Source organism: Pseudochelatococcus sp. B33 (assembly GCF_053570585.1).
On record NZ_JBSEFH010000035.1, the window covers coordinates 23,606 to 47,932 of the forward strand.

A 24,327-nucleotide genomic window follows, 5' to 3' on the forward strand; every position below is an offset into this window, starting at 1 on the left:
TCAGGAACGCTGTCGGTCCGTGGGTCTGCCCTCCGAAAAGAGAGCTTTCATGAAGGACCCGCATCCCGAGCCGGCGCTTGTGTTTCTGGATCAGCTCGCAATCGACGGTGCCCGGCGGGACGGAACGGTCGGCGCTTTCCTATGAACGCAATTTCGGAAGAACTGCATTTTTTCCAGGAGCATCTCCACGTCCTGCGACGAAAATCCTGCTGCCTCGGCGATACAGCCGGGAACGTGCGCGGCCTTCTTCGCGAGCGCCTGTCCTTCCGGCGTAAGCCGGATCCGGACGGACCGTTCATCCTCGGCATCCCGCGCCCTTGATACCAGTTGCATTGCTTCGAGGCGCTTCAGGATCGGAGTCAGCGTATTCGACTCCAACGATACGGACTTGCCGAGCTCCTTCACGCTTTGATCATCTTGCGACCACAGGCTCACCATGACGAGATACTGGGGATATGTCAGCCCAAGCTCATCAAGCAACGGTCGGTAAAGCTGGTTGAATGCCTGCCCGGCTCGATAAATCGCAAAGCACAGCAGGTCTTCGAGTTTCACTGGGTACGTCATTTGCCCCTTCCGCATTAGTTTCTTGGTGGACGCTGGAGCGCGATCAACGAAAGATACATCGCACACGCTTGAATCGCAAGCGGTTGACACAAGCAGGTTCGTGCATTAATGATCGTACACGCTTTAATCGTTTCCGATCTAAAAGCGTGTGCAACCTCAACAGGAACTAATTATGCGTCATCTGATCATGGCCGCAGCGATCGCGGCTGCGACGTTCGCGTCCGGCGGCGTCAGCGCTCAGGAGCCGAAACCGACGGTCGTTCTCGTTCACGGCGCTTTTGCCGACTCATCAAGCTGGAACGGGGTCGTCACCCGCCTCAGAAACAACGGATACCCGGTCGTTGCTGTCGCCAACCCATTACGCAGCCTGACGGCCGATGCGGACTACCTCAAGCAGACACTGTCCAATCTGAATACATCCGTCGTTCTGGTTGGCCATTCCTACGGCGGTGCGGTCATCAGCCAGGCCGCCTCACAATCCCCGAACGTGAGGTCGTTGGTGTACGTGGGGGCCTTCGCGCCCGATCTTGGCGAGAACGTCATCGGCCTGTCCGGCAAGTACCCTGGCAGCACGCTTGGGGAGGCTCTCGCGAGTCCGGTCGAACTCGCCGATGGCGGCAAGGATCTCTACATCCAGCAGGAGAAGTTCCACCAGCAATTTGCGGCCGACGTCCCAGTGGATGAAGCCGGGCTCATGGCGGCGACGCAGCGCCCCATCAGTGAGGCGGCCCTGACGGAAACGGCAACCGAGGCTGCGTGGAAAAATCATCCGTCCTGGTTTGTCTATGGCGATGCCGACAGGAACATTCCGCCCGAGGCAATGGGCTGGATGGCAGAAAGGGCGGGATCTCGAAATACGGTGGTTGTCGAGGGAGCATCGCACGTTGTGATGATTTCCCATCCCGACAAGGTAGCCGATCTGATCGAAGAAGCTGCCGGCTCAAGCTGAGTCAGAAACTCAGCGGCGCGGAAAAGCGCCGCTGAACCCTTTGCCTCTGCCTGTCGTCTTTTTTGACAGCAGAGAATTCATGATCGTTACCAGCGATCACGCACGATAGCTGTGTTTTCACTGGTCCAAATCATCGGAGATCATCATGACGAAAATCCTCTACACCACCGCCGCGACCTCGACTGGCGACGGCCGCAATGGGCATGTCCGCAGCAACGACGGGCTGCTCGACCTCGACCTGGCGTTCCCGAAAGAGTTCGGCGGCGCCGGCGGAAAGAGCAACCCGGAACAGCTTTTCGCGGCCGGATATGCCGCCTGCTTCCATTCGGCGCTGAAACTCGTCGCCGGGCGCGAGAAGGTCGCACTCGCGGATTCGCAGGTCGAAGCCACCGTCAATGTCCATCCCACGGACGACGAAGGTTTCCTGCTCAGCGCCTCGCTCAACGTCACTGTTGAAGGCGTCGAGCAGAAGACCGCCGAAGACCTCGTGGCCCGCGCCCATCAGGTATGCCCCTATTCCAATGCGGTGCGGGGGAACATCGAGGTGTCTCTCACAGTGAATGCGGGATAGCGGGATATAAGGGATGGCCAAGCGGTTTCCTCCCCCGGAGCTTGGCCATCTCCGCTATCTCGTGGCGATCGCCGAACATGGCAGCTTCGGCAAAGCCGGCGTTGCCCTTGTCCGATACCGGTTCGCCATCGACGGTTCGCCATCGACATGAATGGCTTGCGCTTCGGGGCGGGTTAGCCCGGCTCCGCGAGAAAACCAGTCGCCATGAGCTGAACCGCCTTGATGGCTTTGGGCAAAACCGCTCGGGGATCATCGCTCGCATCCCCGACACAGCCTGACCACCCCTGGGGCGCCTATCCGTGGGAGATTGCGCGCGACCCGTGCCTTGTGTGCTTGACGAAATCCACAAAGGCACGAAGCGCGGAAGGCATCAGCCGCCTTTCTGGGTAGTAGAGATAGGGACCATCGAACGGCTGGCACCAATCTTCCAGAACCGCTTCCAACGTCCCGGCCTTCAGATCGGGCTCGCAATGCTCGATGAACAGGAGGGCTAGACCCAGCCCGGCGCGGGCCGCGCTGAGTTGAGTGTGTGGTTCCGTTGTGAAAATGGGGCCGCTCGGCGCGATTTCGACCTCTTCTCCGGCCCGTTCGAACGGCCAGTTCAGGCGATTCCCGCGCGGGAAGATCTGTCCGAAGCACGGCCTGTCGATAAGTTCCTTCGGATGGCCGGGGCGGCCATGTTCCTTGAAATAATCTGGTGAGCCCACGACGCAGAACCGTTGCGGACCGCCGAGAGGCACGGCGATCATGTCCTTGGCCAGGGCCTCGCCATACCGAACCCCAGCGTCGAACCCGGCGCCGATGACGTCGATGAAGCTCTCATCCGCAATGAGTTCGACTCGAATTCCGGGATAGTGCCGGGAGAAGTCGACGATCAGCGGCGTTACCCGGAAATCCAGCGCCGGGCGCGGCCCATTGATACGCAGCGTGCCTGTTTGCGCCTGCGTGCCTGGACCGAAACCGGCGAGCGCCTCACCGATGGTGGCCATCGGCGGGTCAATCGCGGCCAGCAGCTGGCTACCTGCGTCCGTCAGAGCGACGCTCCGCGTCGTGCGGTTGAACAGCCGCGCCCCGAGGTCGCTTTCCAGGTTGCGGATATGCTCGCTGAGGGTAGCAGCCGTGATGCCAAGCTCCAGTGACGCCCGACCGAAATTCCTGTGTTTCGCCACGGTCGAGAACATGCGCAGCCGGTTGAGGTCGATCGCCATTCTTCGGAATCTCCTAATAGTAGATTCGGCTTTTACCCGATTATTGCCGATGTGTTTAGGGTTTAAAGTCTCCTGAGCAACAAGGAGAACATCCATGACCAGAAAACTTGGAAAATCGGGACCAACCACCTCCAGCATCGGCCTTGGCGCCATGGGGATGTCGGATCTTTATGGTCCCGCCGACCGCACTGAGAGCATCGCGACCATTCGCACCGCTCTCGACGCTGGCGTCTCACTCATCGATACCGGCGATTTCTACGGTTGGGGCCACAATGAACTGCTGGTCGCCGAGGCGATCGCTGGCCGCAAGCGCGAAGACATCCAGATCAGCGTCAAGTTCGGGGCGCTGCGCGATCCGGCCGGTGGCTGGGGCGGCACCGACAACAGCTCCGCGCATGTGAAGAACTACCTCGCCCAGAGCCTCGTACGGTTGCACACGGACTACATCGACATTTATCGCTCCGCCCGCCTCGATCCCCGCGTTCCGATCGAGGAAACTGTGGGCGTGCTGGCCGAGATGGTGAAGGCCGGCTACATCCGCCACATCGGATTGTCCGAGGTTTCGGCCGAGACGCTGCGGCGCGCGCATGCCGTGCATCCGATTTCTGACCTGCAGATCGAGTATTCGCTCATCTCGCGTGGCATCGAGGCAGAGATTTTGCCGACCGCCCGCGAGCTTGGCATCGGCATCACCGCCTATGGCGTTCTTTCCCGTGGCCTTATTTCGGGCCACTGGAACAAGGCGCGGGCCGGCGAATACGACTTCCGCAACATCAACCCGCGCTTCCAGGGTGAAAACCTCGATCGCAATCTCGAACTGGTCGAGAAAATCCGGACGCTTGCATCCTCCAAGGGGGTGACGGTCGCGCAACTCGCCATCGCCTGGGTTCTCGCCCAGGGCGACGACATCGTTCCGCTCGTCGGCGCCCGCAAGCGTGAGCGCCTGGAAGAAGCGTTGGGTGCGCTCACCGTGACACTTTCGACCGAGGATCTCGCTGCGATCGAAGGGATCGTTCCGGTGAACGCGGCGGCCGGCGCCCGCTACAACGATTACCTCATGGGCGATCTCGACAGCGAGAAAACGTCTGCGTGATGTGAATAGATTGAAGGATGTCGCAATTGATGCGGCAGCCTCGGCAAAGGAAAAATGGAACCAAGACGAGGAGTCCAAATGAAATGGCTTCTGAACATCGGGATCGCAGCGGCCCTTGTTTCTTTAAATGCCGCACCCGTCATCGCTCAAGATAAGGAAACTGCTATGCAAGCTATATCCATCCCCGCACCTCTCGACAGGCTCGTTGCTGTCATCAACGGTGGAGACACCGAAGGCTATCTCGCGCTTCTGACCGAGGACAGTGTTGTCGATGACAACGGTGATCGCTACGTCGGCAAGGCCGAGATCAGAACCTGGTCCGACCGCGAGCTGATCGGAGCCAAAGGCGTCATGACCGTTCAAGGCGTCGAAACGCACGGAACGGAAATCCACCTCATCGCCGATTGGAAGAGCAATTTCTACACCGGGCCGGGCAGATTCATCTTTACTATCCGGGACGGGAAAATCTCCGAGTGGAGAATCCAGGCTGTTTAGGCGGCAACGATCGTTTGCGCGCCAGGGCCGGCTTTGCCGCCTTGGCGCGCTTGGTTCGAAGACGCTCTCGCAGAGGATTGACGATCCGGGATCACCGGCGCCATCCAAGCACGACCCCTAGTAGTCTTTGAGTGCATAGGGCTGGGTCATCTGACCGAAGTCCGGTGCGGCATCGGACTGGAACAAATCTTCACCCTCTGCGTCCGGTGCGCCGCTTCCCATCTCAAGGGCGAGTGCCTGATTACGATCCACGTAATCCCGGAGTGCGTTCTGGTAGTAGGCGATGCCACGCAGAAGATCGCCACCGGACTTCGCCAACTCGCCCGCCAGCACATAGGCTCCCACCATCGCCACCGTGGTACCCTGGCCTGATGAAACCGAGACGCTGTAACCGGCGTCACCCACGAGAACGGCGCGTCCTCTGGACCAGTCCTCCATTCGCACCTGGTTCTGCGGATAGAAGTAGAAATCGGTCGCTTCCTGCATATATGCGAGGATGCGCGGAAACTCCCAACCGGCGCCTTCATACTTTTCGGCCACGATCCGTTTCTGCGCATCGATATCGCGATAGTCGTACTCGAGCGGGCTGTCGGCGCCGAAACCGAGATACATCCTGGCGGGTCTATCCTTGTCGGTCGCCATCATCATGCCGCCCATCCCGCCATTGCTGTTGCTGTCCTGGCAGAACAGTTCCCAATGATCGAGATTGAGGAAGTTTGGCATCGCAAAGACGGCAATGTAGGTGCCGAGATAGCGGACGAACCGCTCGTCGGGACCGAACGCTGCCCGACGCACGCCGGAATTCAGTCCATCGGCGCCGATCACGAGGTCAAAGCGCCGGGCCGGCGCCTGCACGAACGTCACGTCGACGCCGCTTTCGTCCTGGGCGATGGCGGCGATCTGGTCGTCGAACCTGAAGGCGACCTTGCCCTCGATCGCCGACCGGAGTTCGTTGCAGAGGTCATCGCGTAATATCTCGATATCGGGACTGTCGAGCCGGCCGGTGACGGTTCGTTCGGTGGTGCGGTAGATTTCCTTTCCATCGCCATCGACCGCCGACATACCGCGCAGCCTGGTGCTGCGACCCCGTAAGGTTTGCAAAAGCCCCATGCGCTCGGCGACCTCCAGTGCGGGGCCGCGGATATCGAGCGCTTGTCCGCCAGGTCGCAGACCGGGAGCCCGTTCCACTATCGTTACCTGAAAGCCGTGATGGACCAGCCAGTAGGCGACGGACAGACCCGATACGCTGGCACCTGAAACAAGGATATTCAAGTCGTTCATCATCAGTCTCATGGTGCGACGCAGACTTCGCCCGTCCGCTTCCGGCATGGAGCGGTCCCGCGTCGTCGGTAATCGTTGAAGCCTCAGTCGAGGCCCTTCTTGCCCGGCGCCCAGTAGGCCTTGGTCATCACCCGGCCGCCCGGAACGCCGTGTTGCTTGAGCATTGCCCGTATCCGCTGGATCGAAGTCGCCTTTCCGGTCAGCACGAAGGTGGCGTCCGTTTTGTTGGCGCTGGCGAGGCGCGCGCCTACCTGTTCGAGATGGGCGTCATCCTGGGTGCGCGTGAGCAACTCGGCGCGTTCGAGACCGAACTCGGCCGAGGCTTGCCGCGAGGCGTCATTCGCGTTCACCTCGAAGAGGCAGGTCGACACGCCTGCCGCTGGCCGTGCCGCCATTGCGATGGCCACAGCGAATGAGGTTTCGTCGCCGAACAAGAAAGTCGGCCCTTTGAGCGAGCCCAGATCGAGAGAGGCCCGAGGTCCATAGACATTACAGCCATCTCCGACTTTAGCGTGCAGCGACCAATCGCTGCCCGGTCCGTCGCCGTGGACATAGGCAAGCAGCCGGGTGCGGCCATTGCGTGAGTCCCATTCGATGGGCGTGTAGGTTCGGTAGGTCAGGGTCGGCCCGACCGCGATCTGCACTTTCTGCCCCGGCGTCCAATCGAGGCCGATGAACTGCGGACTCTCCAGCGTGAGAACGACAAAGTCGCTGCCGATGGCCCGGGATTCCACGATGCGTGCCGGGCGCGCGAACAGCTGGCCCATGACCTGGGCGAGCCGGCCTGGACGGCGGGTGCGGGAAGATGGGGACGGCGCAATGTCGGTCATTCAGGCATCTCGAAGGGCAATTAGATTCCCATCAAGAATACGCGACCATCCGCATGACCACATTGGGCCAATATGACAAAATGTTGCTCGATATGGTCAATCGAACAACTGATGCCCGATATCGTCCGTCTCGGACAGGTTCGAGTTCCGCTCGGCCAGATACCGCCTGGGCGGCTTGCCCAACGCCTTGCGGAACATGGTGACGAAAGAACTGGTCTCTTCATAGCCCAGGTCGAGCGCTACCGTCTGCACCGACGCACCTTGAGCAAGTCGCTGAAGCGCGATCACGATGTGAAGGCGCTGCCGCCACCGGCCGAAGCTCATTCCCGTTTCGCGCTCCAACATGCGTGTGAGCGTTCGCGGAGCGACGCCGAGGCGCGTCGACCACGCCTCTATCGTCGAACGATCCCGTGGATTCTCGATGATCGCGTCGGCGATCGTTTTCAATCGGGGCGTGGATGGCATGGGAACGTCCAAAGGCTCGGGAGCCGCCGCCGCGAGCTGATCGAGCAGGACGGCAATGAGCCGTCCATCAGGGCCATCCACGTCATAGAGTTCCGGCAGTTGGGCGGCGCGCAGCACCAACTGCTTTAACAACGGCGATACGACGAGGATGCTGCAATGCCTCGGAAGCGTCGGCACCGCCTCAGGCTCGATGAACAGGCAGTAGAGCTCGACGTCGCCGATGAGCGTCACATTGTGGGGCAGGTCGCCGGGTATCCACACTGCACAATGCGGTGGTGCGATCCAGACGCCTTGTTCGGCTTCGCAGGTGACGGCGCCCCGCAATGTCAGCAGAAGCTCTGCCCTTCGGTGATCGTGCAAACCGACCTCGATTCGCGGGGCGATCAAGTCGGCGCCGAACGCGATCACGTCGCGCGGAATGTCGAAGAGGCCGGGCTCTTCGACACTATCGAGGTCAAAGCCTGTCCAGTCGTCCTTTGCGGTAGCTGCACTCATTGATTTGAAGAAGGGCATGGCTAAAGAACCTCTTGCACAAGTATAGCATAGCTGGTCGAGGCTTTCTCCCTACCAATCCCACTCCTCGCCGACATCAGTTCAGGATCACAGCTGCGCCTCGCCAGATGACCTGTTCTGCAGAGGATCTCAGATCTGCACTCCGCCACCAATATCGACGACGCCACCCGTGATGTAGCTCGCATCCGGTCCTGCGAGGAAGCAGACGGTCGCGGCCACCTCTTCAAGCGTTGCGATGCGACGGATCGGGTGCAGATCCATGATCGCATCGGGAAGATTTCCGGCAACGTCGGCGGCCATGTCTGTGGGCATGATACCCGGCTGAATGACGTTCACGGTGATATTGCGCCGACCCAGATCACGCGCCACGCCTCTGGCGTAGCCGAGCACTGCTGCCTTGGTGCCGGCATAGTCCGCGACGCCGGGAAAAGGAACACGGGTGCCGAGGGTCGAGCCAATGAAGATGATTCTTCCTCCATCGGGAAGCTTCTGCGCTGCAGCCCGCGTGGTCGCGACAGAGCCAAGGACGTTGACCTGCCACTGACGATCGAGACCCGCTATGTCGAGTTCCGGATCGTCGACCAGCTTGCCCTGGACAGCGATCCCGGCGTTGTTCACGAGAATGTCGAGCTTGCCGAAATGCGCCAGCACGGCATCGATCAGCGGCCGGGCAGCGCTCGTGTCGGCTTGATCGCTCCTGATGGCGAGAGCCCGCGTGCCTTTGGCCTTCAGCTTCTCGACGACTGCCTCGGCCTTCTCCACCGACGACACATAGCTGATGGCGACATCGGCCCCCTGGTCGGCAAGGGCCTCGGCCGTGACGGCTCCCAGACCGCGCGAGCCGCCGGTGACAAGGGCGACTTTGCCCGACAGTGGTTTCGACATGGATGATCCTTCCTTGAGTATGACGGGTGAATTGCGCCGCCGGCGGTGGATGGACGAAGCGTTGCGGCTACGCCGGCGGTTTCATAACGAGCGTTACGCAATACGGCTACAAATCTGGACAGGAGGTGTCAAGCAGTTTAATAATGATCATTATGAAAACGATCCGGATGATATGATGGGGCGTCCCCGAAAAATAGAGACCGAAGCTGCACTGGACGCCGCGCTGGCGGTCTTTTGGCGCAAGGGCTTCGAGGGCGCCTCCTACGCGGACTTGACGAAGGCGACCGGCGTGGAGCGGCCAGCCCTCTATGCGGCCTTTGGCAACAAGGAGGAATTGTTTCGCCTCGCGCTACAGCGTTACTACGAGCACTATATGGATTACGTCCCTGAGGGCCTGAAGCAGCCGACATCCTACGATGTGGCCACTTATATTCTTCGCGGCGCAGTGGAGCTTTGCACACGCTATCCGGGCCATACGGGATGCTTCGGGGTCAACGGAGCCTTGGCCTGCTCGGACAGCGCCGAACCCATTCGCAAAGCCCTGATCGATGCCAGAGCGTCTGGCGAGAACGCCCTTCGCATGCGCTTCGAGCGAGCCAAAGTCGAAGGAGACCTGCCGGACACCGCCGATAGCGGAACCTTGGCGGCCTTTCTCATGGCGGTCCTGCATGGCATTGCCGTGCAGGCCAAGGCAGGGTTCTCCCGAGAGGCGCTGATGGCGGTAGCCGAACAGGCCCTGTCGACGTGGCCGTCCGGCAGGCGTCATAACCTGTGAGGGACTGGACCGTCACCTGAGAATGAGCGATCTGCGCGGAGTGGGCTTATGCCAGAGGGCGTAGGTTTGAGAAGAAGGCCGCCCAGGTTCCCGTCTGCATTTTCGCGACGCCGGCCTCTTTGCCCAAACTTGCGAGACAGGAAGAATTCACCAGGCGAGTGACCTTGGTCCCACGGCAGCGCCTATGGCAGCGACAATCAGCAAAGCCGACGTGTACCAGAGGCTAACGAAGACGGCGCCATCGTTCACACAGGCCACGGTGTAGGCGAGTGCGCCGATGGCCCCGGCGAGCAGTCCGGCAAAAAAGCCGGCGCGCCGAAGGCGGGTGGGTATGCCGCGTCGCATGACGACCAGAACCAGCGACAGCGCCGGCAGTGATGCAAGGATGATCGTCCCCACGCAGATGAACACCGAGAAGGGCGGACGCGCTCCGGACAGCGGCAGACCGGAATCGTCGATAATCGCGCTCACGACAAGGAAAAGCACGGCTGGCGCCAACGCAAAAAGCGGTTTCGGCACGTTTCCGGGGGTCGCCGCGTCACGAACCAGAAACAAGCCGCCGCCCGCCAGCAGCAGCATCGCCGCGACCTTGAACAGGAAAATCCAGCTCCCGAGGATCGAGAGCAAATCGCTCCGGGCGCCGATCAGCATGAGGACGACCATTAGCGAGACCGGAAGCGCGGCGACAGCGCTGGCGGGAAGTGCAACAGCAAGAGAGATGTGTCTGGAATCCGAACGGCCGGCCTCGCTTGCGAGACTGCGCACCAGATCGTCGGTTCCGGACGGTTGCGCCGCCACGTTGTGTGTCATTCTCCGTCCTCCTGTCGCGCCACAGCCATCAGCTTCTTCAACGAGCGGTGGAATGCGATGCGGATGGCGCCCTCGCTGGTTCCGAGGCGATCCGCCGCCTCGCGGTGCGAGGCGCCGTCGATGGCAACCGCGCGAACCGCCGCCTGCTGGCCAGCCGGAAGCGCTGAAACCAGTCTTTCGACGTCCATCCGTTCGTGGTCACGGTGCGAGCCCTCCGCGACAAACAGCATCGACCATTCCTCTTCTGACAGATGCACACGCCCGCGCGCCTGCCGCTGCAACCGGCGCATCGCGTCGATGGCCTTGTAACGCGCGATCGCATTCAGCCAGGGAACCAGCGGGCGGGAAGCCTCCCACTGTCTTCGCCTGGAATGCACCGCAATCAGAATCTCCTGGACCACGTCTTCCGCCTCGTCGGTTCCAAAGCCCACCCGGTGCAGGTGCATCGCGATGATCCGGCGCATCGAAGCGGCGAAGTCCCGAAGAAACGCCTCGTAGGCGGCGGCATCACCACGCCGTTCCGCCAGCATCGCCCGACTCCATTTTACCTCGCGTGCATCCATATCGATCTCTTCGATCCCGGCTCCATGTTCGTTACACCGATGTCGGCATTTTTTTCTTCCCGGACCATGCGTCGATAACGGCGTGCGAGCGTAACGGCGAGGCGTACCGGAGCGAAAGACTCAATTGGAACGCGCTGCGTTCGAGCCCTCCTGAATCGAATAACTCCTGGGACAAATCGCCATGATGAACCGTCGTAATTTCTCGAAAGTCCTTGTCGCTGGAGCCGCGGCATCGCTGGTCGTATCCCGCAGCGGGATCGCCGCCGGCGCGGACAAACCCATCGTCGCCCGGAATGTCGTCTTCGTCCACGGCCTCTTCGCCGACGGCTCATCCTGGAGCGAGGTCATCGCCCGGCTGCAGGCTAAAGGACTGAACGCAACTTCGGTACAAAACCCGTTGACGACACTGCCGGAGGCGGTTGCGTCAGCGCAGCGCGTGCTGGCGCGACAAGATGGGCCGACCGTGCTGCTCGGGCATTCGTTCGGCGGCATGATCGTGACTGAAGCGGGCGTGCATCCGAATGTGTCGGCGCTGGTCTATGTCGCTGCCCGTGCGCCTGATGCGGACGAAGACTTTGCCGCACTCGCAAAAACCTATCCCACGCCGCCGGCGGCGGCAGGCATTGTGTTCGACGGCGATGAAGGGCGACTGGGTGAAGAGGCCTTCCTGCGCGATTTCGCCGGCGATCTGCCGGAGGCCAGGGCAAAGGTGCTCCATGCCGTGCAGCAGCCCTTCAGCAGGCCGCTTCTTGCCGGCAGGGTCTCGCAAGCGGCCTGGCGATCCAAACCCAGCTTCTACGCCGTCTCGACCGAGGATCGTACGATCAACCCCGATCTCCAGCGTTTCATGGCCAGGCGCATGGGGGCGAAGACCATCGAGGTTCCGGCGAGCCATGTGTCGCTCATCTCCCGCCCCGACGAGATCGCCGGGCTTATCCTTGAAGCCGCCGGGTCCCCAGCCTAGCACCGGGCTCGGCCCGCCTTCCTGAGTTGGTTCAAAGAAGCCGTCGATGATTGCACGGCGGGCTCCTCCCGCCTTGCGAGCGATTTGCTTGCGGTTCATTGTGAGGAAGGTTTTGAATATGAGTCGGCGATAATTGTGCCGAGGGCTGTATTTGAGTCGATGCCGATAAGGAGGCCGAGAGGATAATCATGATGGAGCGGCCACTTAAGTATATCGTGACCATGAAGCAAAAGATTGCTCGATCAATCGAAGATGCTTCCGTCCAGCCCATTGATGCTTGATGAGTGACGCTGTTCCGGACTGGAGCGCCATGATTGCCTTCGTGCGTGTCGTTCAGGAAGGTGGATTCACTGCGGCGGCGCGGGTACTTGGCGTGCCAAAAGCGCGTATCAGCCGGAAGGTTCGCGAACTGGAGGAGCGGCTCGGGACGCCGCTGCTGAAGCGAACCACGCGCCGTCTCGGCCTTACGGAGGCAGGGCATATTTATCTTGCGTATTGCGAGAAGCTGATCCGGGATATGGCCGATGCCGAAGAGGCGGTCGCCAGCCTTGGCGCCCGACCACGTGGCTGGTTGCGCGTCACGGCCGCATCCTGGCTCGCGACCGATGTGCTTGCCCCGATGTTTCCGGCGTTTCGTGCCGAGTATCCGGACATCATGATGGATGTAATGGCAACACACGAACCACTCGATATGGTGTCGCTCGATGTCGATCTCGCCTTTCGGCTGTGGATCGGCGACCTGCCGTCCTCGGATCTGGTAGCTCGCCTTTTGTGCAAATTGCCAATGCACATCTACGCCAGCGCCGAATATGCACGGCGTCATGATATGCCCACGAGACCCGAAGAACTGATCGATCATCCGGCGCTCGTGACACATGTGCGTCGGCCGCTCGACGTCGAGCAATGGTGGCTTACAGATGGGCAGGTCGCGGGCTCATATCCGATCCGCGCGGTTGCGGTCGCCAGCGATCCTGGCGTGCTGAAGGCGATGATGCTCGCCGGCGAAGGCCTCTTGCTCGCTACTGAAATCCAGATGCGCACCGAGGTCGCTGCCGGCCGGGCCACTTCTGTGATGCCGGCATGGCGCGGACACGAGCCCGGCCTTTACGCTGTGATGCCAGCAGCCCGCGCGCACCCGCCCAAGGTGCGCGCGCTGGTCGACTTCATGGCGCCCCGGCTGAAGCGCGCCGCTACCCGGCCGCCGGAACGGGAATCAGAGTAGGTCAGCAGAATAAGGGGGCTTGCGGCCGCTCCACGGTGCGGCCGCTTCGAGCTGCGCCGCCAGTTGCAGGAGGATATCCTCGGCGCCAAATCGGGCAGCGAACTGCATCCCGATCGGCAGCCCCGAGTGCGGGTCCTGATTGAGCGGCAGGGAGATGGCGGGCGTGCCGCTCATGTTGAAGAGGCCAGAGAACGGGGCGTGATCGAGAACCCGCCGTACCCAGCCGACTCCGTCGAGATGCTCCGCGCCGTCATGAAGCGCCCCGATCGGCAAGGGCAGGTCGGGCAATGTCGGCGTCAGGAGGATATCGAAGCGCTCGAAGAACGTGCCGATAGATCGGGTGATCATGTTACGCACACTTCCCGCCTCGATCAGATCCACAGCCTTGGTCTCCAGCCCCTGCCGATAGACGGCCAGGCTCGCCGGCTCGACCGTGCTCTCGTCAACTGGCCTCCCGGTCAAACCGGACAGCCATTGAATGAAGGAGGCGTTGTACGCGGTCCAGTAACGCCCCGTCGCCAAAGCATAGGCTTCCCAGGATATGCCGGGATCGAGCGTGACAGGTTCTACCTCATGCCCCAGGGTATCGAGCGTCCTGGCGGTTTGCTCGGCCGCCGACACGATGGATGCAGCGCTTCGTTTCCCGTTCAAAGGGTGGACCATATATCCGATCCGGAGCTTGCGCGGGGAGCGCTGGATCAGCTCGGCATATGGGGTTGCCGGACGCGCGAGCTCAAAGGGTTCGCCGACATTCGGTCCTTCAAGGCAATCCAGCAACGCCGCACTGTCGCGCACGCTGCGGCTCAACACGAACTGACTGGCAAGCCCGCCCCATACTTCATCAAGCGCTGGTCCCATGGAAACCCGGCCACGGCTCGGTTTCAGCCCGACGACCCCTGTGCAGGAGGCTGGAATGCGGATCGAACCGCCCGCGTCCGTTGCATGAGCTACGGGGACAACGCCGGCGGCGACCGCGACCGCCGCGCCGCCACTCGATCCTCCTGCGCTACGTGTCTTGTCCCACGGATTCAGGGTCGGACCGCCGAAAACCGGCTCGGTCGTCGTGCTCATCGCAAATTCCGGCATCGTGGTGCGGCCAATGGCCGTGAAGCCGGCTTTTCTGAAGCGCCGCATCAGGTCACTGTCTTCCGGCATTACCGTTCCGGCGGCAAGGCGGCTGGCGAATTCAAGGCGGCGGTCTTTTACGGTGAGGCCAATCTCTTTCACCGCGAATGGCACGCCCTTGAACGGTCCATTGTCGGCAAGAGGTTCGTCGTCCCAGATCTCGACGAAAGCATTCAATTCCGCGTTGACGAGACGCGCGGCCGAACGCGCCGTATCCGCGAGTTCCGCGGGCGAGACAGCCCCGGTCGAGACGAGAGCAGCGAGACCGACAGAGTCCTGTGTCACATATTCTGAAATGTCCATTTATAGTCTCCCACCTGGCATGCCGAAATTGCCACGCCGTAACGGACAAGGTGGGACGAAGCGCCAGCTTCATAAATAATTGCCGGCGGAACAATGTGTCACGCTGCACGATACAATAGCAATTTTCATGGTTGGGTGGGGTAAGTCAGGATGAGGTCGAGGTAGAAACGTCGCCCACTCCGTCCTGGACGCAGACGCGGCCGAGCAGCGCGGTGATTACAACGGCTTTCGCCACCGAGGCTGCGGCCAGGATGAAAATCATGGCCGCAGCCTCATATCTTCGCCGAGTGACGGCGTGTTGCCGGAGACGAGCGCTTCCGTCGCCGCGCCCCATCATTCCGACCGTAACCTTATATGAAGGTCGTCGGCATGGTCGCCGAGGATGACCGGGTGGCGGCCGAAGCGCGGTCCCACACCGTCGACCGTTCTTGCCTATTTATGCACCTCATCTGGGGCGAGTATTTTATCCGCCCGCGACCGCGCCCCTGCGTGAGGCGGAGCCGGGCGAACCGGCTCCGCGCTCGATCGCCGTCGTTACGAAGCGCGGGCGCGACGCAACGCTTCGATGACCGCGTCCGCCAGCGGCGCCGTCGATGTGGGGTTCTGACCACTCATGAGGTTGCCGTCGGTGACGACATAGGCGCCCCAATTCGGGCCTTGGGAGTAGACGGCGCCCCGTTCGCGCAACGTCGCGGCGAGCAGCCACGGCGCATTGTCCGCAGTGCCGAACTCAACCTCCTCCTCATCGCTGAACGAGGTCATGCGGCGGCCGGCGAACGTCCAGGAGCCGTCCGCGTTGGTGGCCGCGAGCAGGGCGGCCTGACCGTGGCAGACCGGTGCGATGATTATGCCGGCCCGGTTGGCTTCCACGAGGATGCGGCCCATGTCGGCGTCCTTGTAGAGGTCCTCCACGGGGCCATGGCCGCCGGGGATCAGCACGGCCGCATAGCGTGCGGTGTCGATCCCGGCCAGCGTCAGCGGATTGGCGATGCGCGCGGCGTTCGCGCGGAGATAGGCGTTGAAGTGTCGGACATGCGCCTCGCCCGCGACGGCGGGATCCAGGCTCTTGGGGTCCATGGTCGGGGCGACGCCGCCCGGCGTGGCGAGCTCCACATTGTAGCCGGCCGCGACGAGCTTCTCGTCCAGAACGATGAACTCTTCCGCCCAGACGCCGCTTTCATATTTCGAGCCGTCGGCCCGGGTCCATTCGCTCGCGGCGGAGAGCACGATGAGGACGTTCTTCTGGGAACTTGCGACCTGCGCCTGCGCGGCCGTCACGCCGAATGTGAGCATGGCAGTCGCCGCGATTGCGGCCACGGCCTTGACGACCATCCGGCGGCCGGTGGCCGCAAGCGTGATGATGCCGTCTCGATCAACTGATCGGTTGTCCATGGAAAACTCCTTTGGTGAGGGGTTTGCGTTGATGAGGGGTTTGCGTTGACCTCGCCATCATCATCGACCGACCACCTCAGATGTTGCCCGAAACTCGGAAGTTCTTGCCTAATTTTCCAAAGGGCGTTGAAGCCTCGAAGGGCATGTCTTACAATATGACGCATGTCTCAACTCTTGCTCGACACTGTAAGCCGATACGCGCAGGCGCACGCCGATGGAACGGGCGTCGCCCAAACGCCCATTCCTTGTCTGACGATCATTCGCGAAACTGCGCCGACTGCGCTGCAGTACGCGATCAATAAGCCGCTTGTCGCCCTTGTGCTTCAGGGCAGCAAGCGTGTCACGATGGGAAGCAGGACCTTCGACTTCGGCGCCGGAGAATCGTTGCTGATCACGGCCGACGTACCGACCGTCAGCCAGATCACCAAAGCCAGCCTCAACGCGCCCTATCTGGCGCTCATCATCGACCTCGATATCGCCCTGATCGAGGGCCTCGTGGTGGAGATCGGTTTCTCGCCGTTCGTCGCCGATACCCCTATCCGGGTGGACCCCACCGAGACGGAAGTGACCGATGCGGCCTTGCGGTTGATGCGGCTCCTCGACCGACCGGCATCTGTACCTATTCTTCAGTCGCAACTGACCCGTGAACTGCATTATTGGCTGCTTTCAGGTCGACACGGAGGCGCCATCCGCGCCCTTGGGGTTGTCGATAGCCACGCGCAGCGCATCACTCGCTCCGTCGCGCTGATCCGCGAGCACTTCGCCAAACCCTTGAGAGTCGAACATCTGGCAGAGGTCGCCAGGATGAGTCTGTCGTCCTTCCACGAGCACTTTCGGATGATCACCTCGCTATCGCCGCTGCAATTCCAAAAGCAGCTCAGGCTGATCGAGGCTCGTCGGCTGATGCTGGCGGAAGGCGAGATGATCAGTAACGCCGCCTATGCCGTGGGCTACGAAAGCATTCCGCAATTCACCCGGGAATACGGCCGCCTGTTCGGACTTCCGCCCGCCCGCGACATCAAGGCTGCGAAGACGCGGATGAAACCCGCCGCCTGACGCCCGACGCATTCATCCGTGAGCGCCTATCGCGCCTGCTTTCATCCGCATGATCCGTCATGTGACGGACGGCATCGGCCATTGCGCGACAACTTCGACAGGGAAACATCCGCTGCGATCTTCGCAAGGCTATGCTGATAGGCGTCAAACATAACCGGGACGTTTCTCGCACCTGAAGAGGTCGCTGAACGTTAGCAACGCGCCAGCGCAGTTCACCCATCCAAAACATTTCGAACGAATAGGCAAGAACTTCCGAGCTTCCGGCAACTTACGCCCGCTTCCTGGGGGCAAAGTTGTCGGAAACCCGCCCGGCGCCAGCCGTGTCCACCCCAAGCTCGGGAGTCCCGTCTATGAACGCCCAATTCAACCTACTTATCAACGGTCAGGAACGCTCAGGCTCGGCTGGCGAAACCGAGGCTGTGCTCAACCCGGCGACAGGTGAGGCGATCGGCCATATCGCCTATGCGTCGTCGGCGGATATTGACGACACGATTGCATTGGCCGTCCGCGGAATGCGCGAGTGGCAGGCCGTAACGCCCTGGGAGCGCGGCCGCATCCTCAAGCGCGCGGCCGATATCCTGCGGCGCGATGGTGAGATCGCTGCGCGCACCATGACGCTCGAACAGGGTAAGCCGTTGGCGGAGGCCCGGATCGAGGTCGAGCGCGCGGCCGACTTCCTCGAATGGGGTGGCGAGCAGGCGCGTCGTATCAGCGACCGTGTGATTACGGGGCGCACGCCGGGCAGCCGGGTCGAAGTCCAAAGTTACCCGATCGGTGTGGTCGCCGCCTTCACGCCGTGGAATTTCCCGATGGCGCTCGCCGCGAAAAAGTTCGCCGGCGCGCTCGGCGCAGGCTGCGCAATCATCTGCAAGCCCTCCCAGGAAACGCCCGGCTCAGTGCTGGTGATGGCCAAGGCATTGCTTGAAGCGGGGGTGATGCCCGCCGCCCTCGCGGTCATCTTTGGAGATGCCGGACGAATTTCAGACCATCTCATCGCCGCGCCTGAGATCGCGAAGGTCACGTTCACGGGGTCGATCCCGATCGGCAAGCGGCTGGCGGCCGCTGCCGCTTCCCGCATCAAGCCGGTCACGATGGAGCTCGGCGGCCACGCGCCAGTGATCGTATGCGCCGATGTCGACCCCGACTGGGCCGCCCAGATGCTTGTGCGCGCCAAGTTCATGAACGCCGGTCAGATCTGCCTGTGTCCGACGCGCTTCTTCGTCGAGGAGCCCATTCGCGAGCGCTTCACCAGGCGCTTTGTCGAATTGGCGAGCGCACTACGCATCGGCGACGGAACCGATCCCTCAACTGAAATGGGACCGCTGGCCAATGCCCGACGGCTCGAAGCGATCGCCGCCCTGGTCGATGATGCGCGGGAACGCGGCGCCTCGGTGCTGACCGGTGGCGAGCGCCACGGCGATCACGGCTTTTTCTACAGCCGACCGTGCTCGCCAACGTCCACGATGACGCCGCCATCCTGCATGAAGAACCTTTCGGCCCGGTCGCGCCAATCCTGCCTTTCACCGACGAGGCGGACATGCTGTCACGCGCGAACGGTCTCGAGTTCGGCCTCGCCTCCTACATCGTCACCAACGACGTCCACCGCGAGCGCCGCCTGACCCGAGCCCTGAACTATGGCGTGGTCGGTGTGAACGGCGCCGTCATGCACTATCCCGAGGCCCCGCTCGGCGGCTGGAAGGAAAGTGGCATCAGCACTGAAGGCGGCATCGAGATTCTTGATCCGTACACGCGGACCAAACACGTCAGCGTCGCGTGACGCTCCGCCGATCGTCCAGGAGCCAGCCGGCAATGCTCGACCACTTCACGCCACTGTCGTTCATCGCAGGCCCCGCGATCCTGACAAGCGCCTGCGCCATCCTGCAGAACGGAGCGTCCATCCGGTACAATCTCGCCATCACCCAATGGCGTGATTTCCGCGCCTCGTTAGCGGCCGGGGACGATCGGGTGGCGCAGCAGTATCGCGACACCCAGGCAGCCCTGGCCCTGGCGGAACAAAGAATACGCCTGCTGCTTCTGGGGCTTGGCCATCTCAACGCGGCCGTGGCGCTGTTCGCGGCGACCGCGACACTGGGCCTCGGCGGCGCCTACCTTGTCCAGTGGCGCATCCTGCCGGCCGAAACGGTTGGATTCGTCATCGTGAGCGCAGGCAGCGCCGCGCTTCTTTTCCTTCTCGCATCAACCTTGGCGTTCTTCCGCGAAGGCGCATGCGGCCGAGCGCTGCTCACGCTGCACCGCGACCTTCGGGAGCCCGACGGCGCCGGCCAACATCGTGGGAATGACAGTAATCATGCCATCTGAACCCATTCTGCCATTAACGCTTCTCGACTCACCCTTGTTCGGCGCCAGCCTCGTCGATGCGGACACGCGCGAAATCTTCAATTTCCAGAGCTTTGTGCAGCGTTGCATCGAGTGCGAAGTCGCACTGGCGCGCGCGCAAGCACGGCTGGGCGTCATTCCAATCGAAGCCGCCGATGGCATCGCGGCGACCGCACAGCGCTTCCATTGCGACTGGGAGCGGCTACAGCACGATACCGAGATAGTCGGCTATCCCATCCTGCCACTGGTCGAGCAACTCGCTGACGCCGCCGGCGACGCGGGTCGCTATCTGCATTGGGGCGCGACCACCCAGGACATCATGGATACCGCCACGATCCTCCAGGTTCGCAGCGGAATCAAGGCTATCAAAAGACGGCTGGAAGAGGCTGTCGGCGCCCTCCGGCGTCTCGCCGCCGCTCATCGTGACACGCCAATGGCGGGACGTACTCATCTCCAACACGCGCTGCCGATCACCTTCGGCTACAAGGCCGCCGTCTGGCTGTCGGCGCTTGGCCGCCATCGCGAGCGGCTGAAGCAGCTCAAGCCTCGCGTGCTCGTGGTCGAATTCTCGGGCGCGTCCGGCACGCTGGCGTCGCTCGGTGACAAGGGCCTTCCGGTACAGGAGGAACTCGCAAGGGTTCTCGGTCTGGCCGTCCCGCCGATCACCTGGCATTCCGCGCGCGACGCCCTGGCGGAGACGGTGCAGGTTTTGGGTCTGATCACCGGCAGCTTGGCCAAGATCGCAGTCGACGTGTCGATCATGATGACGACCGAAATCGGCGAAGTGGCCGAACCGTTCGTCCGCCATCGCGGGGCATCGAGCACGATGCCGCAAAAGCGTAACCCCATCTCGTGCGAACTGATCATCGCGGCGGCGAAAATGGTTCGCCAGCACGCCGGGCTGATGCTCGACGCATTAGCGCATGACTTCGAACGCGCGACCGGACCCTGGCACATCGAATGGGCCGCGGTTCCGGAGAGCTTCGCGCTCACATCTGGCGCGCTGGCCCAGGCCAGCTTCCTGCTTTCGGGCCTCGAGGTCTATCCGGATCGGATGCGCGCCAATCTTGACGTGTCGCGTGGCCTCATCGTCGCCGAAGCCGTGATGATGGCGCTGGCCCCGATCACCGGCCGGCAATCCGCACACGACATCGTTTATGCGGGCTGCCGTGAGGCCGTCGAGACTGGCGTGTCGCTGTTCGAAGTGCTCGCCAAGGCGCCGGACGTGGCGGCGCCCCTAGGGCTTGAACGACTGCGGACGCTCACCGACCCGGCGAACTATCTCGGCGCCTCCGGCCTGATGGTCGATCGCGTCCTCTCTGTCGGCCACGCCCTCGTTCTGGAGGAATAGGCAAGAAAGGCCGACGATCCGGCAACACGGATCGGGAGCGCTCGATAAAAATACCAAATACCCCCACAAACCCAATGATGGAGCTTCAGATGACCACCATTTCTATCGTCACCGGCGCGAATCGCGGTCTTGGCCGCAACACCGCGATCAGCATTGCCCGCCGCGGCGGTGACGTCATCCTCACCTACCGCAGTGGCGCCGAACAGGCACAGGCCGTCGTCGCGGAGATCGAGGCGCTTGGCCGTAAAGCGGTCGCGCTGCAGCTCGATGTCGCTGACGTTTCGGGCTTCGCTGCCTTCGCCGACAAGATTCGCGCGGCGCTCAAGACCTGGGGACGTGACAGCTTCGATCACCTGGTCAACAACGCCGGTCATGGCGAGATGGCCGGGATCGCCGAGACGACCGAGGCTCAGTTCGACCTGCTGTTCAACGTCCATGTGAAGGGCGTATTCTTCCTGACGCAGACTCTGCTGCCGCTCCTGGCCGATGGCGGCCGGATCGTGAACTTCTCCTCCGGCCTGACCCGCGTCTCCAATCCGGGCTTCTCGGCCTATTCGGCCGCCAAGGGCGCGGTCGAGATCCTGACGCTCTATATGGCGAAGGAATTCGCCGGGCGCGGCATCACCGCAAACACAATCGCACCCGGCGCGATCGAGACCGATTTCCTCGGCGGCGCGGTGCGCGACACCCCGGCCTATAACGAGGCTTTCGCGGGTATGACTGCCCTTGGCCGTGTGGGGCTGCCCGATGATATCGGCCCGGCAGTCGCGAGCCTGCTCGGTCCGGACAATCGCTGGATCACGGCGCAGCGCATCGAAGTGTCCGGCGGCCAGAATATCTGACCTGCCATGTCTCGTCCCGGGCCTCCCCCCAGCCCAGGACGGGGCGCCTGGTCGCCGCGCACAGCGCACCAGCCAACAATCTCAACCTCACAAGTGGAATAAATCATGCCCAAGATCATCGTCCATGCCCCCGCCACAGCCTTAGACCCCAAGGCTCGGCAGGCTATCGTCGCCGAACTGACCGATTTCGCGCTCGATTGCGAGGCGCTGCCCAAGTCTCCCTTCGTGAAGAGCACGGCTTGGACCTACTTCAATCTTTATGATGGCGACACGTTCTTCATAGGCGAGCAGCCGGCCAAGTCCAACGCCATCAGCGTACAGATCTTTGTCCTCAAGGGCGGTCTCGACGCCGATGCGAAGAAAAAACTCATCACCGGCGCGACAGCAATCTTCGGTCGTCAATTGGGCATCCCTGATCGCGTACCGATCTACGTCGTCATCCAGGAAATCGCTGAGGCGAACTGGGGCATCTTCGGAAGCAACCCCGATCTCGCCGTACTGCGGGCCACGCCTCTCGACGCGCCCGCCATCTGAAAGAGCGGCGCGCGATGCTTTCGCGCATCTGCCGCCGCAGAAACCCTTCCCGACTTTCAAGTGGACCCGCTCTCCGAGCACGGATCACGGACGTCGGCCAGCGCCGTGATTAGGCAGGAGAAGAACCATGACCAAAGTGCTGATTGTCCTTTCCGCAGCAGACAAGTGGACGCGCGCAGACGGCTCCATCTACGAATCCGGAGTGTGGGCACAGGAATTCGTCGATCTGGACAAGGCGTTCGTCGAGGCTGGCTATCAGGTCGACCTGGCCAGTCCGGGCGGCATCGCGCCGACGATCGACAAGAAGAGCCTCGATGCGGCGATCGTCGGCGACGAGGTGGCTGCGGAGATGCGGCGCTACATCGATCAAAATGCCAAGCGGATCGATAATCCGTTGGTGCTCGCTGACATCAGCGCGAGCAGCTATGACGCGGTGGTGATCCCCGGCGGCCACGGTCCAGTCGAGGACCTTTACAAGGATCGCAACATGGGTCGAGTGCTGGTCGAGGCGGACCGGCAATCTAAAGTCATCGCATCGGTTTGCCACGGGCCGGCGGCTCTCCTGGCCGCGCAGGACGAAAACGGCCAGTGGCCGTTTGCCGGACGCCGGATGACCTCGTTCACCGATGAGGAGGAGATTGAGTTCGGAACGGCGGACAACGCACCCTGGCTGCTCGCTGATACCTTGCGCAAATCCGGTGCAGTCTTCGCGCAGGGGCCTAATTGGGGAGCCTTCATCGTCAAGGACGGCAACCTCCTGACTGGCCAGAATCCCGCGTCGTCTTCCATGTTGGCGGAAGCCGTGATCGAGACGCTCGGCTAAGAAGCCGCCCTGCCGCATTTCGATCGAGCGCGAGGGAATGATCATCGGCGGCGGCGGATTAATCTCCGACGCCGCCGATGACGTTCCAGGCGTCCTGTCTCGGACAGGGCGCCGACCACAGCGAAAAATCTGCCCGCCACACTCAAACATCGTCCAGGCAATGGAGGCAGGACATGCCATACCCTTCTAGGACCATCGGAAACCTCTCGGCCCAGGCAATCAACATCGGCGACATTACGCTTCCCCTCGCTCCGAATATGCGAGGGCCGGCGTCGAGCCGCGCCGAGGTTCTGAAAGCCATCTCCGGCCAGACCATCGTGCCGATGCAAGATCTGCTGGTGCGCGGTGGCCGGACCAATATTCTCGTCGATGCGGGCAGCTATGACATAGATGGAAGCTCCGGCTATTCGATCGCGGGCTACCGTGCCCCAGCTTCCCTGCAGGACCAGCTCGCATCCATTGGTGTCCCGCGGGAGAGTATCGGGCATGTCGTGATGACCCATTCCCATTGGGACCACTTCCAACGGCGCCACGATGCTTGAACATGGGCGGCGCGTTCCGACCTTTCCCAATGCCCGTCATTACATCAACCGGGCGGATTGGACGAATATGCAGAGTTCGATCGCGCGCACAGGAACACGTGAAGCGCTGACGTTTCCGTGCTTGAAGGACGCAGGTCTGCTGCATGTGATCGACGATACCGTCGAAATCGAACCCGGTGTGACGATCATCCCCGCACCTGGAGAGACGCCCGGCCATCAGATCGTCCGTTTTGCCTCGGCTGGCGAAACGCTCTATGCGGTCGGCGACATGTATCATCATCCTATCGAAGTGATGTTCAGGGACTGGATGATGTCCTGGGCGGACCCTGAGAGCAGTCGGCGAAGCCGCGACGTTTTCCTCAGGGACGCTATTCCGGAGCGCGCCTGGCTGATGGCTTCGCACATCGCCGGCTTCGGCCGTCTCGATTCATCAGATGGGACGGTTGATTGGGAGTGACCTTCGATTCTCCCCATTGCAATCTCCAACAGGCATCACAGTCCATAGCCTGCACAGGGTCAATCCCGCCAATGTGGTCTCACTGGCATCCAGCATCCCTTGCTCAGGTGCTGGCGGCCCTCCTTCCCGCGACTCAAATGCAACCTTTCCCCGCGGTGGCAGGCGACATCCCGTTTGAGGTAGATTGTTCCCGGCGCAGAATCGCGTTATTTTTGCCACACTCGCGAAGAAAACCCGCGACGTAGTATCCGGCCTTACTTCGCTATGACCTTCCACCCGGTGCTTCCACGGCGCTTCCACGGCCATTTCGCGTTTTGGCATTCGGGCAGCAAAAAGCCCGCTAAGCTGTTGACTTAGCGGGGCTTTTGATGTTTTGA

26 protein-coding genes and 1 pseudogene are annotated in these 24,327 nt (G+C 62.0%); 17 read left to right on the forward strand and 10 right to left on the reverse strand.

Annotated features, from left to right (window positions below; all coding sequences use genetic code 11):
• Positions 1 to 90 precede the first annotated feature (90 nt).
• On the reverse strand, positions 91 to 552 hold the full coding sequence (locus tag ACUSIJ_RS26840) for a MarR family winged helix-turn-helix transcriptional regulator (protein WP_449311487.1): 462 nt from the start codon (positions 550 to 552) through the stop codon (positions 91 to 93).
• 184 nt (positions 553 to 736) lie between these two features.
• Between ACUSIJ_RS26840 and ACUSIJ_RS26845 the strand changes: the two genes are divergently transcribed.
• The 3 genes from ACUSIJ_RS26845 to ACUSIJ_RS26855 all read left to right on the forward strand — a co-directional run bounded on the left by ACUSIJ_RS26845 (position 737) and on the right by ACUSIJ_RS26855 (position 2,235).
• Positions 737 to 1,513, forward strand: coding sequence for an alpha/beta fold hydrolase (locus ACUSIJ_RS26845; protein ID WP_449311488.1), 777 nt, complete (start codon positions 737 to 739; stop codon positions 1,511 to 1,513).
• 145 nt (positions 1,514 to 1,658) lie between these two features.
• Positions 1,659 to 2,084: an organic hydroperoxide resistance protein gene (locus ACUSIJ_RS26850; RefSeq protein WP_449311489.1), complete on the forward strand. Its 426-nt coding sequence runs from the start codon at positions 1,659 to 1,661 to the stop codon at positions 2,082 to 2,084.
• 13 nt (positions 2,085 to 2,097) lie between these two features.
• Positions 2,098 to 2,235, forward strand: a complete 138-nt coding sequence (locus ACUSIJ_RS26855) for a hypothetical protein (RefSeq protein ID WP_449311490.1) — start codon at positions 2,098 to 2,100, stop codon at positions 2,233 to 2,235.
• Positions 2,236 to 2,377: 142 nt separating this feature from the next.
• Here the strand turns inward: ACUSIJ_RS26855 and ACUSIJ_RS26860 are convergent, their stop codons facing one another.
• On the reverse strand, positions 2,378 to 3,292 hold the full coding sequence (locus tag ACUSIJ_RS26860; protein WP_449311491.1) for a LysR family transcriptional regulator: 915 nt from the start codon (positions 3,290 to 3,292) through the stop codon (positions 2,378 to 2,380).
• Between the two features lie 94 nt (positions 3,293 to 3,386).
• Here ACUSIJ_RS26860 and ACUSIJ_RS26865 point away from each other — a divergent pair, with 94 nt between their 5' ends.
• Entirely contained in the window at positions 3,387 to 4,385 is a 999-nt protein-coding gene (locus ACUSIJ_RS26865; RefSeq protein ID WP_449311492.1) for an aldo/keto reductase, read from the forward strand.
• Between the two features lie 78 nt (positions 4,386 to 4,463).
• Entirely contained in the window at positions 4,464 to 4,880 is a 417-nt protein-coding gene (locus ACUSIJ_RS26870; protein WP_449311493.1) for a nuclear transport factor 2 family protein, read from the forward strand.
• A gap of 117 nt (positions 4,881 to 4,997) precedes the next feature.
• On the opposite strand, the gene ACUSIJ_RS26875 is transcribed toward ACUSIJ_RS26870, so the two are convergent.
• The 4 genes from ACUSIJ_RS26875 to ACUSIJ_RS26890 form a co-directional block, all read right to left on the reverse strand.
• A complete protein-coding gene (locus ACUSIJ_RS26875; RefSeq protein ID WP_449311495.1) occupies positions 4,998 to 6,209 on the reverse strand; it encodes an FAD-dependent monooxygenase in 1,212 nt (403 codons plus the stop codon).
• Between the two features lie 35 nt (positions 6,210 to 6,244).
• Positions 6,245 to 6,991 (reverse strand): siderophore-interacting protein, encoded by a 747-nt coding sequence (locus tag ACUSIJ_RS26880; RefSeq protein WP_449311496.1) that lies wholly within the window; start codon positions 6,989 to 6,991, stop codon positions 6,245 to 6,247.
• 96 nt (positions 6,992 to 7,087) lie between these two features.
• On the reverse strand, positions 7,088 to 7,969 hold the full coding sequence (locus ACUSIJ_RS26885; protein ID WP_449311497.1) for an AraC family transcriptional regulator: 882 nt from the start codon (positions 7,967 to 7,969) through the stop codon (positions 7,088 to 7,090).
• 129 nt (positions 7,970 to 8,098) lie between these two features.
• Complete coding sequence (locus ACUSIJ_RS26890) at positions 8,099 to 8,854, reverse strand: SDR family NAD(P)-dependent oxidoreductase (protein ID WP_449311498.1); 756 nt, start codon at positions 8,852 to 8,854, stop codon at positions 8,099 to 8,101.
• 175 nt (positions 8,855 to 9,029) lie between these two features.
• On the opposite strand from ACUSIJ_RS26890, the gene ACUSIJ_RS26895 reads away from it, so the two are divergent.
• Complete coding sequence (locus tag ACUSIJ_RS26895) at positions 9,030 to 9,629, forward strand: TetR/AcrR family transcriptional regulator (protein ID WP_449311515.1); 600 nt, start codon at positions 9,030 to 9,032, stop codon at positions 9,627 to 9,629.
• Positions 9,630 to 9,776: 147 nt separating this feature from the next.
• Here ACUSIJ_RS26895 and ACUSIJ_RS26900 read toward each other — a convergent pair whose 3' ends face one another.
• Together ACUSIJ_RS26900 and ACUSIJ_RS26905 are read right to left on the reverse strand one after the other, a co-directional pair.
• Positions 9,777 to 10,439 (reverse strand): NrsF family protein, encoded by a 663-nt coding sequence (locus ACUSIJ_RS26900; protein ID WP_449311499.1) that lies wholly within the window; start codon positions 10,437 to 10,439, stop codon positions 9,777 to 9,779.
• Entirely contained in the window at positions 10,436 to 11,002 is a 567-nt protein-coding gene (locus tag ACUSIJ_RS26905; RefSeq protein WP_449311500.1) for a sigma-70 family RNA polymerase sigma factor, read from the reverse strand. The genes ACUSIJ_RS26900 and ACUSIJ_RS26905 overlap by 4 nt, the downstream gene beginning before the upstream one ends.
• Positions 11,003 to 11,183: 181 nt before the next feature.
• Between ACUSIJ_RS26905 and ACUSIJ_RS26910 the strand changes: the two genes are divergently transcribed.
• Together ACUSIJ_RS26910 and ACUSIJ_RS26915 are read left to right on the forward strand one after the other, a co-directional pair.
• Positions 11,184 to 11,966, forward strand: coding sequence for an alpha/beta fold hydrolase (locus ACUSIJ_RS26910; RefSeq protein ID WP_449311501.1), 783 nt, complete (start codon positions 11,184 to 11,186; stop codon positions 11,964 to 11,966).
• Between the two features lie 280 nt (positions 11,967 to 12,246).
• Positions 12,247 to 13,188 (forward strand): LysR family transcriptional regulator, encoded by a 942-nt coding sequence (locus tag ACUSIJ_RS26915; protein ID WP_449311502.1) that lies wholly within the window; start codon positions 12,247 to 12,249, stop codon positions 13,186 to 13,188.
• Here ACUSIJ_RS26915 and ACUSIJ_RS26920 read toward each other — a convergent pair.
• Positions 13,180 to 14,616, reverse strand: a complete 1,437-nt coding sequence (locus ACUSIJ_RS26920; RefSeq protein ID WP_449311503.1) for an amidase — start codon at positions 14,614 to 14,616, stop codon at positions 13,180 to 13,182. The genes ACUSIJ_RS26915 and ACUSIJ_RS26920 overlap by 9 nt on opposite strands.
• Positions 14,617 to 15,150: 534 nt before the next feature.
• Positions 15,151 to 16,008 carry a type 1 glutamine amidotransferase domain-containing protein gene (locus ACUSIJ_RS26925; protein ID WP_449311504.1) on the reverse strand — a complete coding sequence of 286 codons (858 nt, stop codon included), beginning with the start codon at positions 16,006 to 16,008 and terminating at the stop codon, positions 15,151 to 15,153.
• Between the two features lie 162 nt (positions 16,009 to 16,170).
• Here ACUSIJ_RS26925 and ACUSIJ_RS26930 point away from each other — a divergent pair, with 162 nt between their 5' ends.
• The 9 genes and pseudogenes from ACUSIJ_RS26930 (at position 16,171) to ACUSIJ_RS26970 (ending at position 23,950) form a co-directional block, all read left to right on the forward strand.
• A complete protein-coding gene (locus ACUSIJ_RS26930; protein ID WP_449311505.1) occupies positions 16,171 to 17,064 on the forward strand; it encodes an AraC family transcriptional regulator N-terminal domain-containing protein in 894 nt (297 codons plus the stop codon).
• A gap of 350 nt (positions 17,065 to 17,414) precedes the next feature.
• Positions 17,415 to 18,841 (forward strand): annotated as a pseudogene (locus ACUSIJ_RS26935) (NAD-dependent succinate-semialdehyde dehydrogenase).
• A gap of 32 nt (positions 18,842 to 18,873) precedes the next feature.
• Complete coding sequence (locus tag ACUSIJ_RS26940; protein WP_449311506.1) at positions 18,874 to 19,383, forward strand: hypothetical protein; 510 nt, start codon at positions 18,874 to 18,876, stop codon at positions 19,381 to 19,383.
• Positions 19,373 to 20,752: a class-II fumarase/aspartase family protein gene (locus tag ACUSIJ_RS26945; RefSeq protein ID WP_449311507.1), complete on the forward strand. Its 1,380-nt coding sequence runs from the start codon at positions 19,373 to 19,375 to the stop codon at positions 20,750 to 20,752. The genes ACUSIJ_RS26940 and ACUSIJ_RS26945 overlap by 11 nt, the downstream gene beginning before the upstream one ends.
• An 89-nt stretch (positions 20,753 to 20,841) precedes the next feature.
• Complete coding sequence (locus ACUSIJ_RS26950; RefSeq protein WP_449311508.1) at positions 20,842 to 21,594, forward strand: SDR family NAD(P)-dependent oxidoreductase; 753 nt, start codon at positions 20,842 to 20,844, stop codon at positions 21,592 to 21,594.
• 105 nt (positions 21,595 to 21,699) lie between these two features.
• Positions 21,700 to 22,128, forward strand: a complete 429-nt coding sequence (locus ACUSIJ_RS26955; protein WP_449311509.1) for a tautomerase family protein — start codon at positions 21,700 to 21,702, stop codon at positions 22,126 to 22,128.
• 127 nt (positions 22,129 to 22,255) lie between these two features.
• Complete coding sequence (locus ACUSIJ_RS26960) at positions 22,256 to 22,951, forward strand: type 1 glutamine amidotransferase domain-containing protein (protein ID WP_449311510.1); 696 nt, start codon at positions 22,256 to 22,258, stop codon at positions 22,949 to 22,951.
• Between the two features lie 173 nt (positions 22,952 to 23,124).
• Positions 23,125 to 23,493, forward strand: coding sequence for an MBL fold metallo-hydrolase (locus ACUSIJ_RS26965; RefSeq protein WP_449311511.1), 369 nt, complete (start codon positions 23,125 to 23,127; stop codon positions 23,491 to 23,493).
• Positions 23,486 to 23,950, forward strand: a complete 465-nt coding sequence (locus ACUSIJ_RS26970) for a hypothetical protein (RefSeq protein WP_449311512.1) — start codon at positions 23,486 to 23,488, stop codon at positions 23,948 to 23,950. Before ACUSIJ_RS26965 ends, ACUSIJ_RS26970 begins: the two co-directional genes overlap by 8 nt.
• Positions 23,951 to 24,327: the final 377 nt, after the last annotated feature.

What these genes read in the sequence shown, in the direction of transcription:
- ACUSIJ_RS26845 (WP_449311488.1), top strand. Translation starts at nt 737, where the DNA reads ATGCGTCATCTGATCATGGCCGCAGCGATCGCGGCTGCGACGTTCGCG.
- ACUSIJ_RS26850 (WP_449311489.1), top strand. Translation starts at nt 1,659, where the DNA reads ATGACGAAAATCCTCTACACCACCGCCGCGACCTCGACTGGCGACGGC.
- ACUSIJ_RS26855 (WP_449311490.1), top strand. Translation starts at nt 2,098, where the DNA reads ATGGCCAAGCGGTTTCCTCCCCCGGAGCTTGGCCATCTCCGCTATCTC.
- ACUSIJ_RS26860 (WP_449311491.1), bottom strand. Translation starts at nt 3,292, where the DNA reads ATGGCGATCGACCTCAACCGGCTGCGCATGTTCTCGACCGTGGCGAAA.
- ACUSIJ_RS26865 (WP_449311492.1), top strand. Translation starts at nt 3,387, where the DNA reads ATGACCAGAAAACTTGGAAAATCGGGACCAACCACCTCCAGCATCGGC.
- ACUSIJ_RS26870 (WP_449311493.1), top strand. Translation starts at nt 4,464, where the DNA reads ATGAAATGGCTTCTGAACATCGGGATCGCAGCGGCCCTTGTTTCTTTA.
- ACUSIJ_RS26875 (WP_449311495.1), bottom strand. Translation starts at nt 6,209, where the DNA reads ATGCCGGAAGCGGACGGGCGAAGTCTGCGTCGCACCATGAGACTGATG.
- ACUSIJ_RS26880 (WP_449311496.1), bottom strand. Translation starts at nt 6,991, where the DNA reads ATGACCGACATTGCGCCGTCCCCATCTTCCCGCACCCGCCGTCCAGGC.
- ACUSIJ_RS26885 (WP_449311497.1), bottom strand. Translation starts at nt 7,969, where the DNA reads ATGCCCTTCTTCAAATCAATGAGTGCAGCTACCGCAAAGGACGACTGG.
- ACUSIJ_RS26890 (WP_449311498.1), bottom strand. Translation starts at nt 8,854, where the DNA reads ATGTCGAAACCACTGTCGGGCAAAGTCGCCCTTGTCACCGGCGGCTCG.
- ACUSIJ_RS26895 (WP_449311515.1), top strand. Translation starts at nt 9,030, where the DNA reads ATGGGGCGTCCCCGAAAAATAGAGACCGAAGCTGCACTGGACGCCGCG.
- ACUSIJ_RS26900 (WP_449311499.1), bottom strand. Translation starts at nt 10,439, where the DNA reads ATGACACACAACGTGGCGGCGCAACCGTCCGGAACCGACGATCTGGTG.
- ACUSIJ_RS26905 (WP_449311500.1), bottom strand. Translation starts at nt 11,002, where the DNA reads ATGGATGCACGCGAGGTAAAATGGAGTCGGGCGATGCTGGCGGAACGG.
- ACUSIJ_RS26910 (WP_449311501.1), top strand. Translation starts at nt 11,184, where the DNA reads ATGATGAACCGTCGTAATTTCTCGAAAGTCCTTGTCGCTGGAGCCGCG.
- ACUSIJ_RS26915 (WP_449311502.1), top strand. Translation starts at nt 12,247, where the DNA reads ATGAGTGACGCTGTTCCGGACTGGAGCGCCATGATTGCCTTCGTGCGT.
- ACUSIJ_RS26920 (WP_449311503.1), bottom strand. Translation starts at nt 14,616, where the DNA reads ATGGACATTTCAGAATATGTGACACAGGACTCTGTCGGTCTCGCTGCT.
- ACUSIJ_RS26925 (WP_449311504.1), bottom strand. Translation starts at nt 16,008, where the DNA reads ATGGACAACCGATCAGTTGATCGAGACGGCATCATCACGCTTGCGGCC.
- ACUSIJ_RS26930 (WP_449311505.1), top strand. Translation starts at nt 16,171, where the DNA reads ATGTCTCAACTCTTGCTCGACACTGTAAGCCGATACGCGCAGGCGCAC.
- ACUSIJ_RS26940 (WP_449311506.1), top strand. Translation starts at nt 18,874, where the DNA reads ATGCTCGACCACTTCACGCCACTGTCGTTCATCGCAGGCCCCGCGATC.
- ACUSIJ_RS26945 (WP_449311507.1), top strand. Translation starts at nt 19,373, where the DNA reads ATGCCATCTGAACCCATTCTGCCATTAACGCTTCTCGACTCACCCTTG.
- ACUSIJ_RS26950 (WP_449311508.1), top strand. Translation starts at nt 20,842, where the DNA reads ATGACCACCATTTCTATCGTCACCGGCGCGAATCGCGGTCTTGGCCGC.
- ACUSIJ_RS26955 (WP_449311509.1), top strand. Translation starts at nt 21,700, where the DNA reads ATGCCCAAGATCATCGTCCATGCCCCCGCCACAGCCTTAGACCCCAAG.
- ACUSIJ_RS26960 (WP_449311510.1), top strand. Translation starts at nt 22,256, where the DNA reads ATGACCAAAGTGCTGATTGTCCTTTCCGCAGCAGACAAGTGGACGCGC.
- ACUSIJ_RS26965 (WP_449311511.1), top strand. Translation starts at nt 23,125, where the DNA reads ATGCCATACCCTTCTAGGACCATCGGAAACCTCTCGGCCCAGGCAATC.
- ACUSIJ_RS26970 (WP_449311512.1), top strand. Translation starts at nt 23,486, where the DNA reads ATGCTTGAACATGGGCGGCGCGTTCCGACCTTTCCCAATGCCCGTCAT.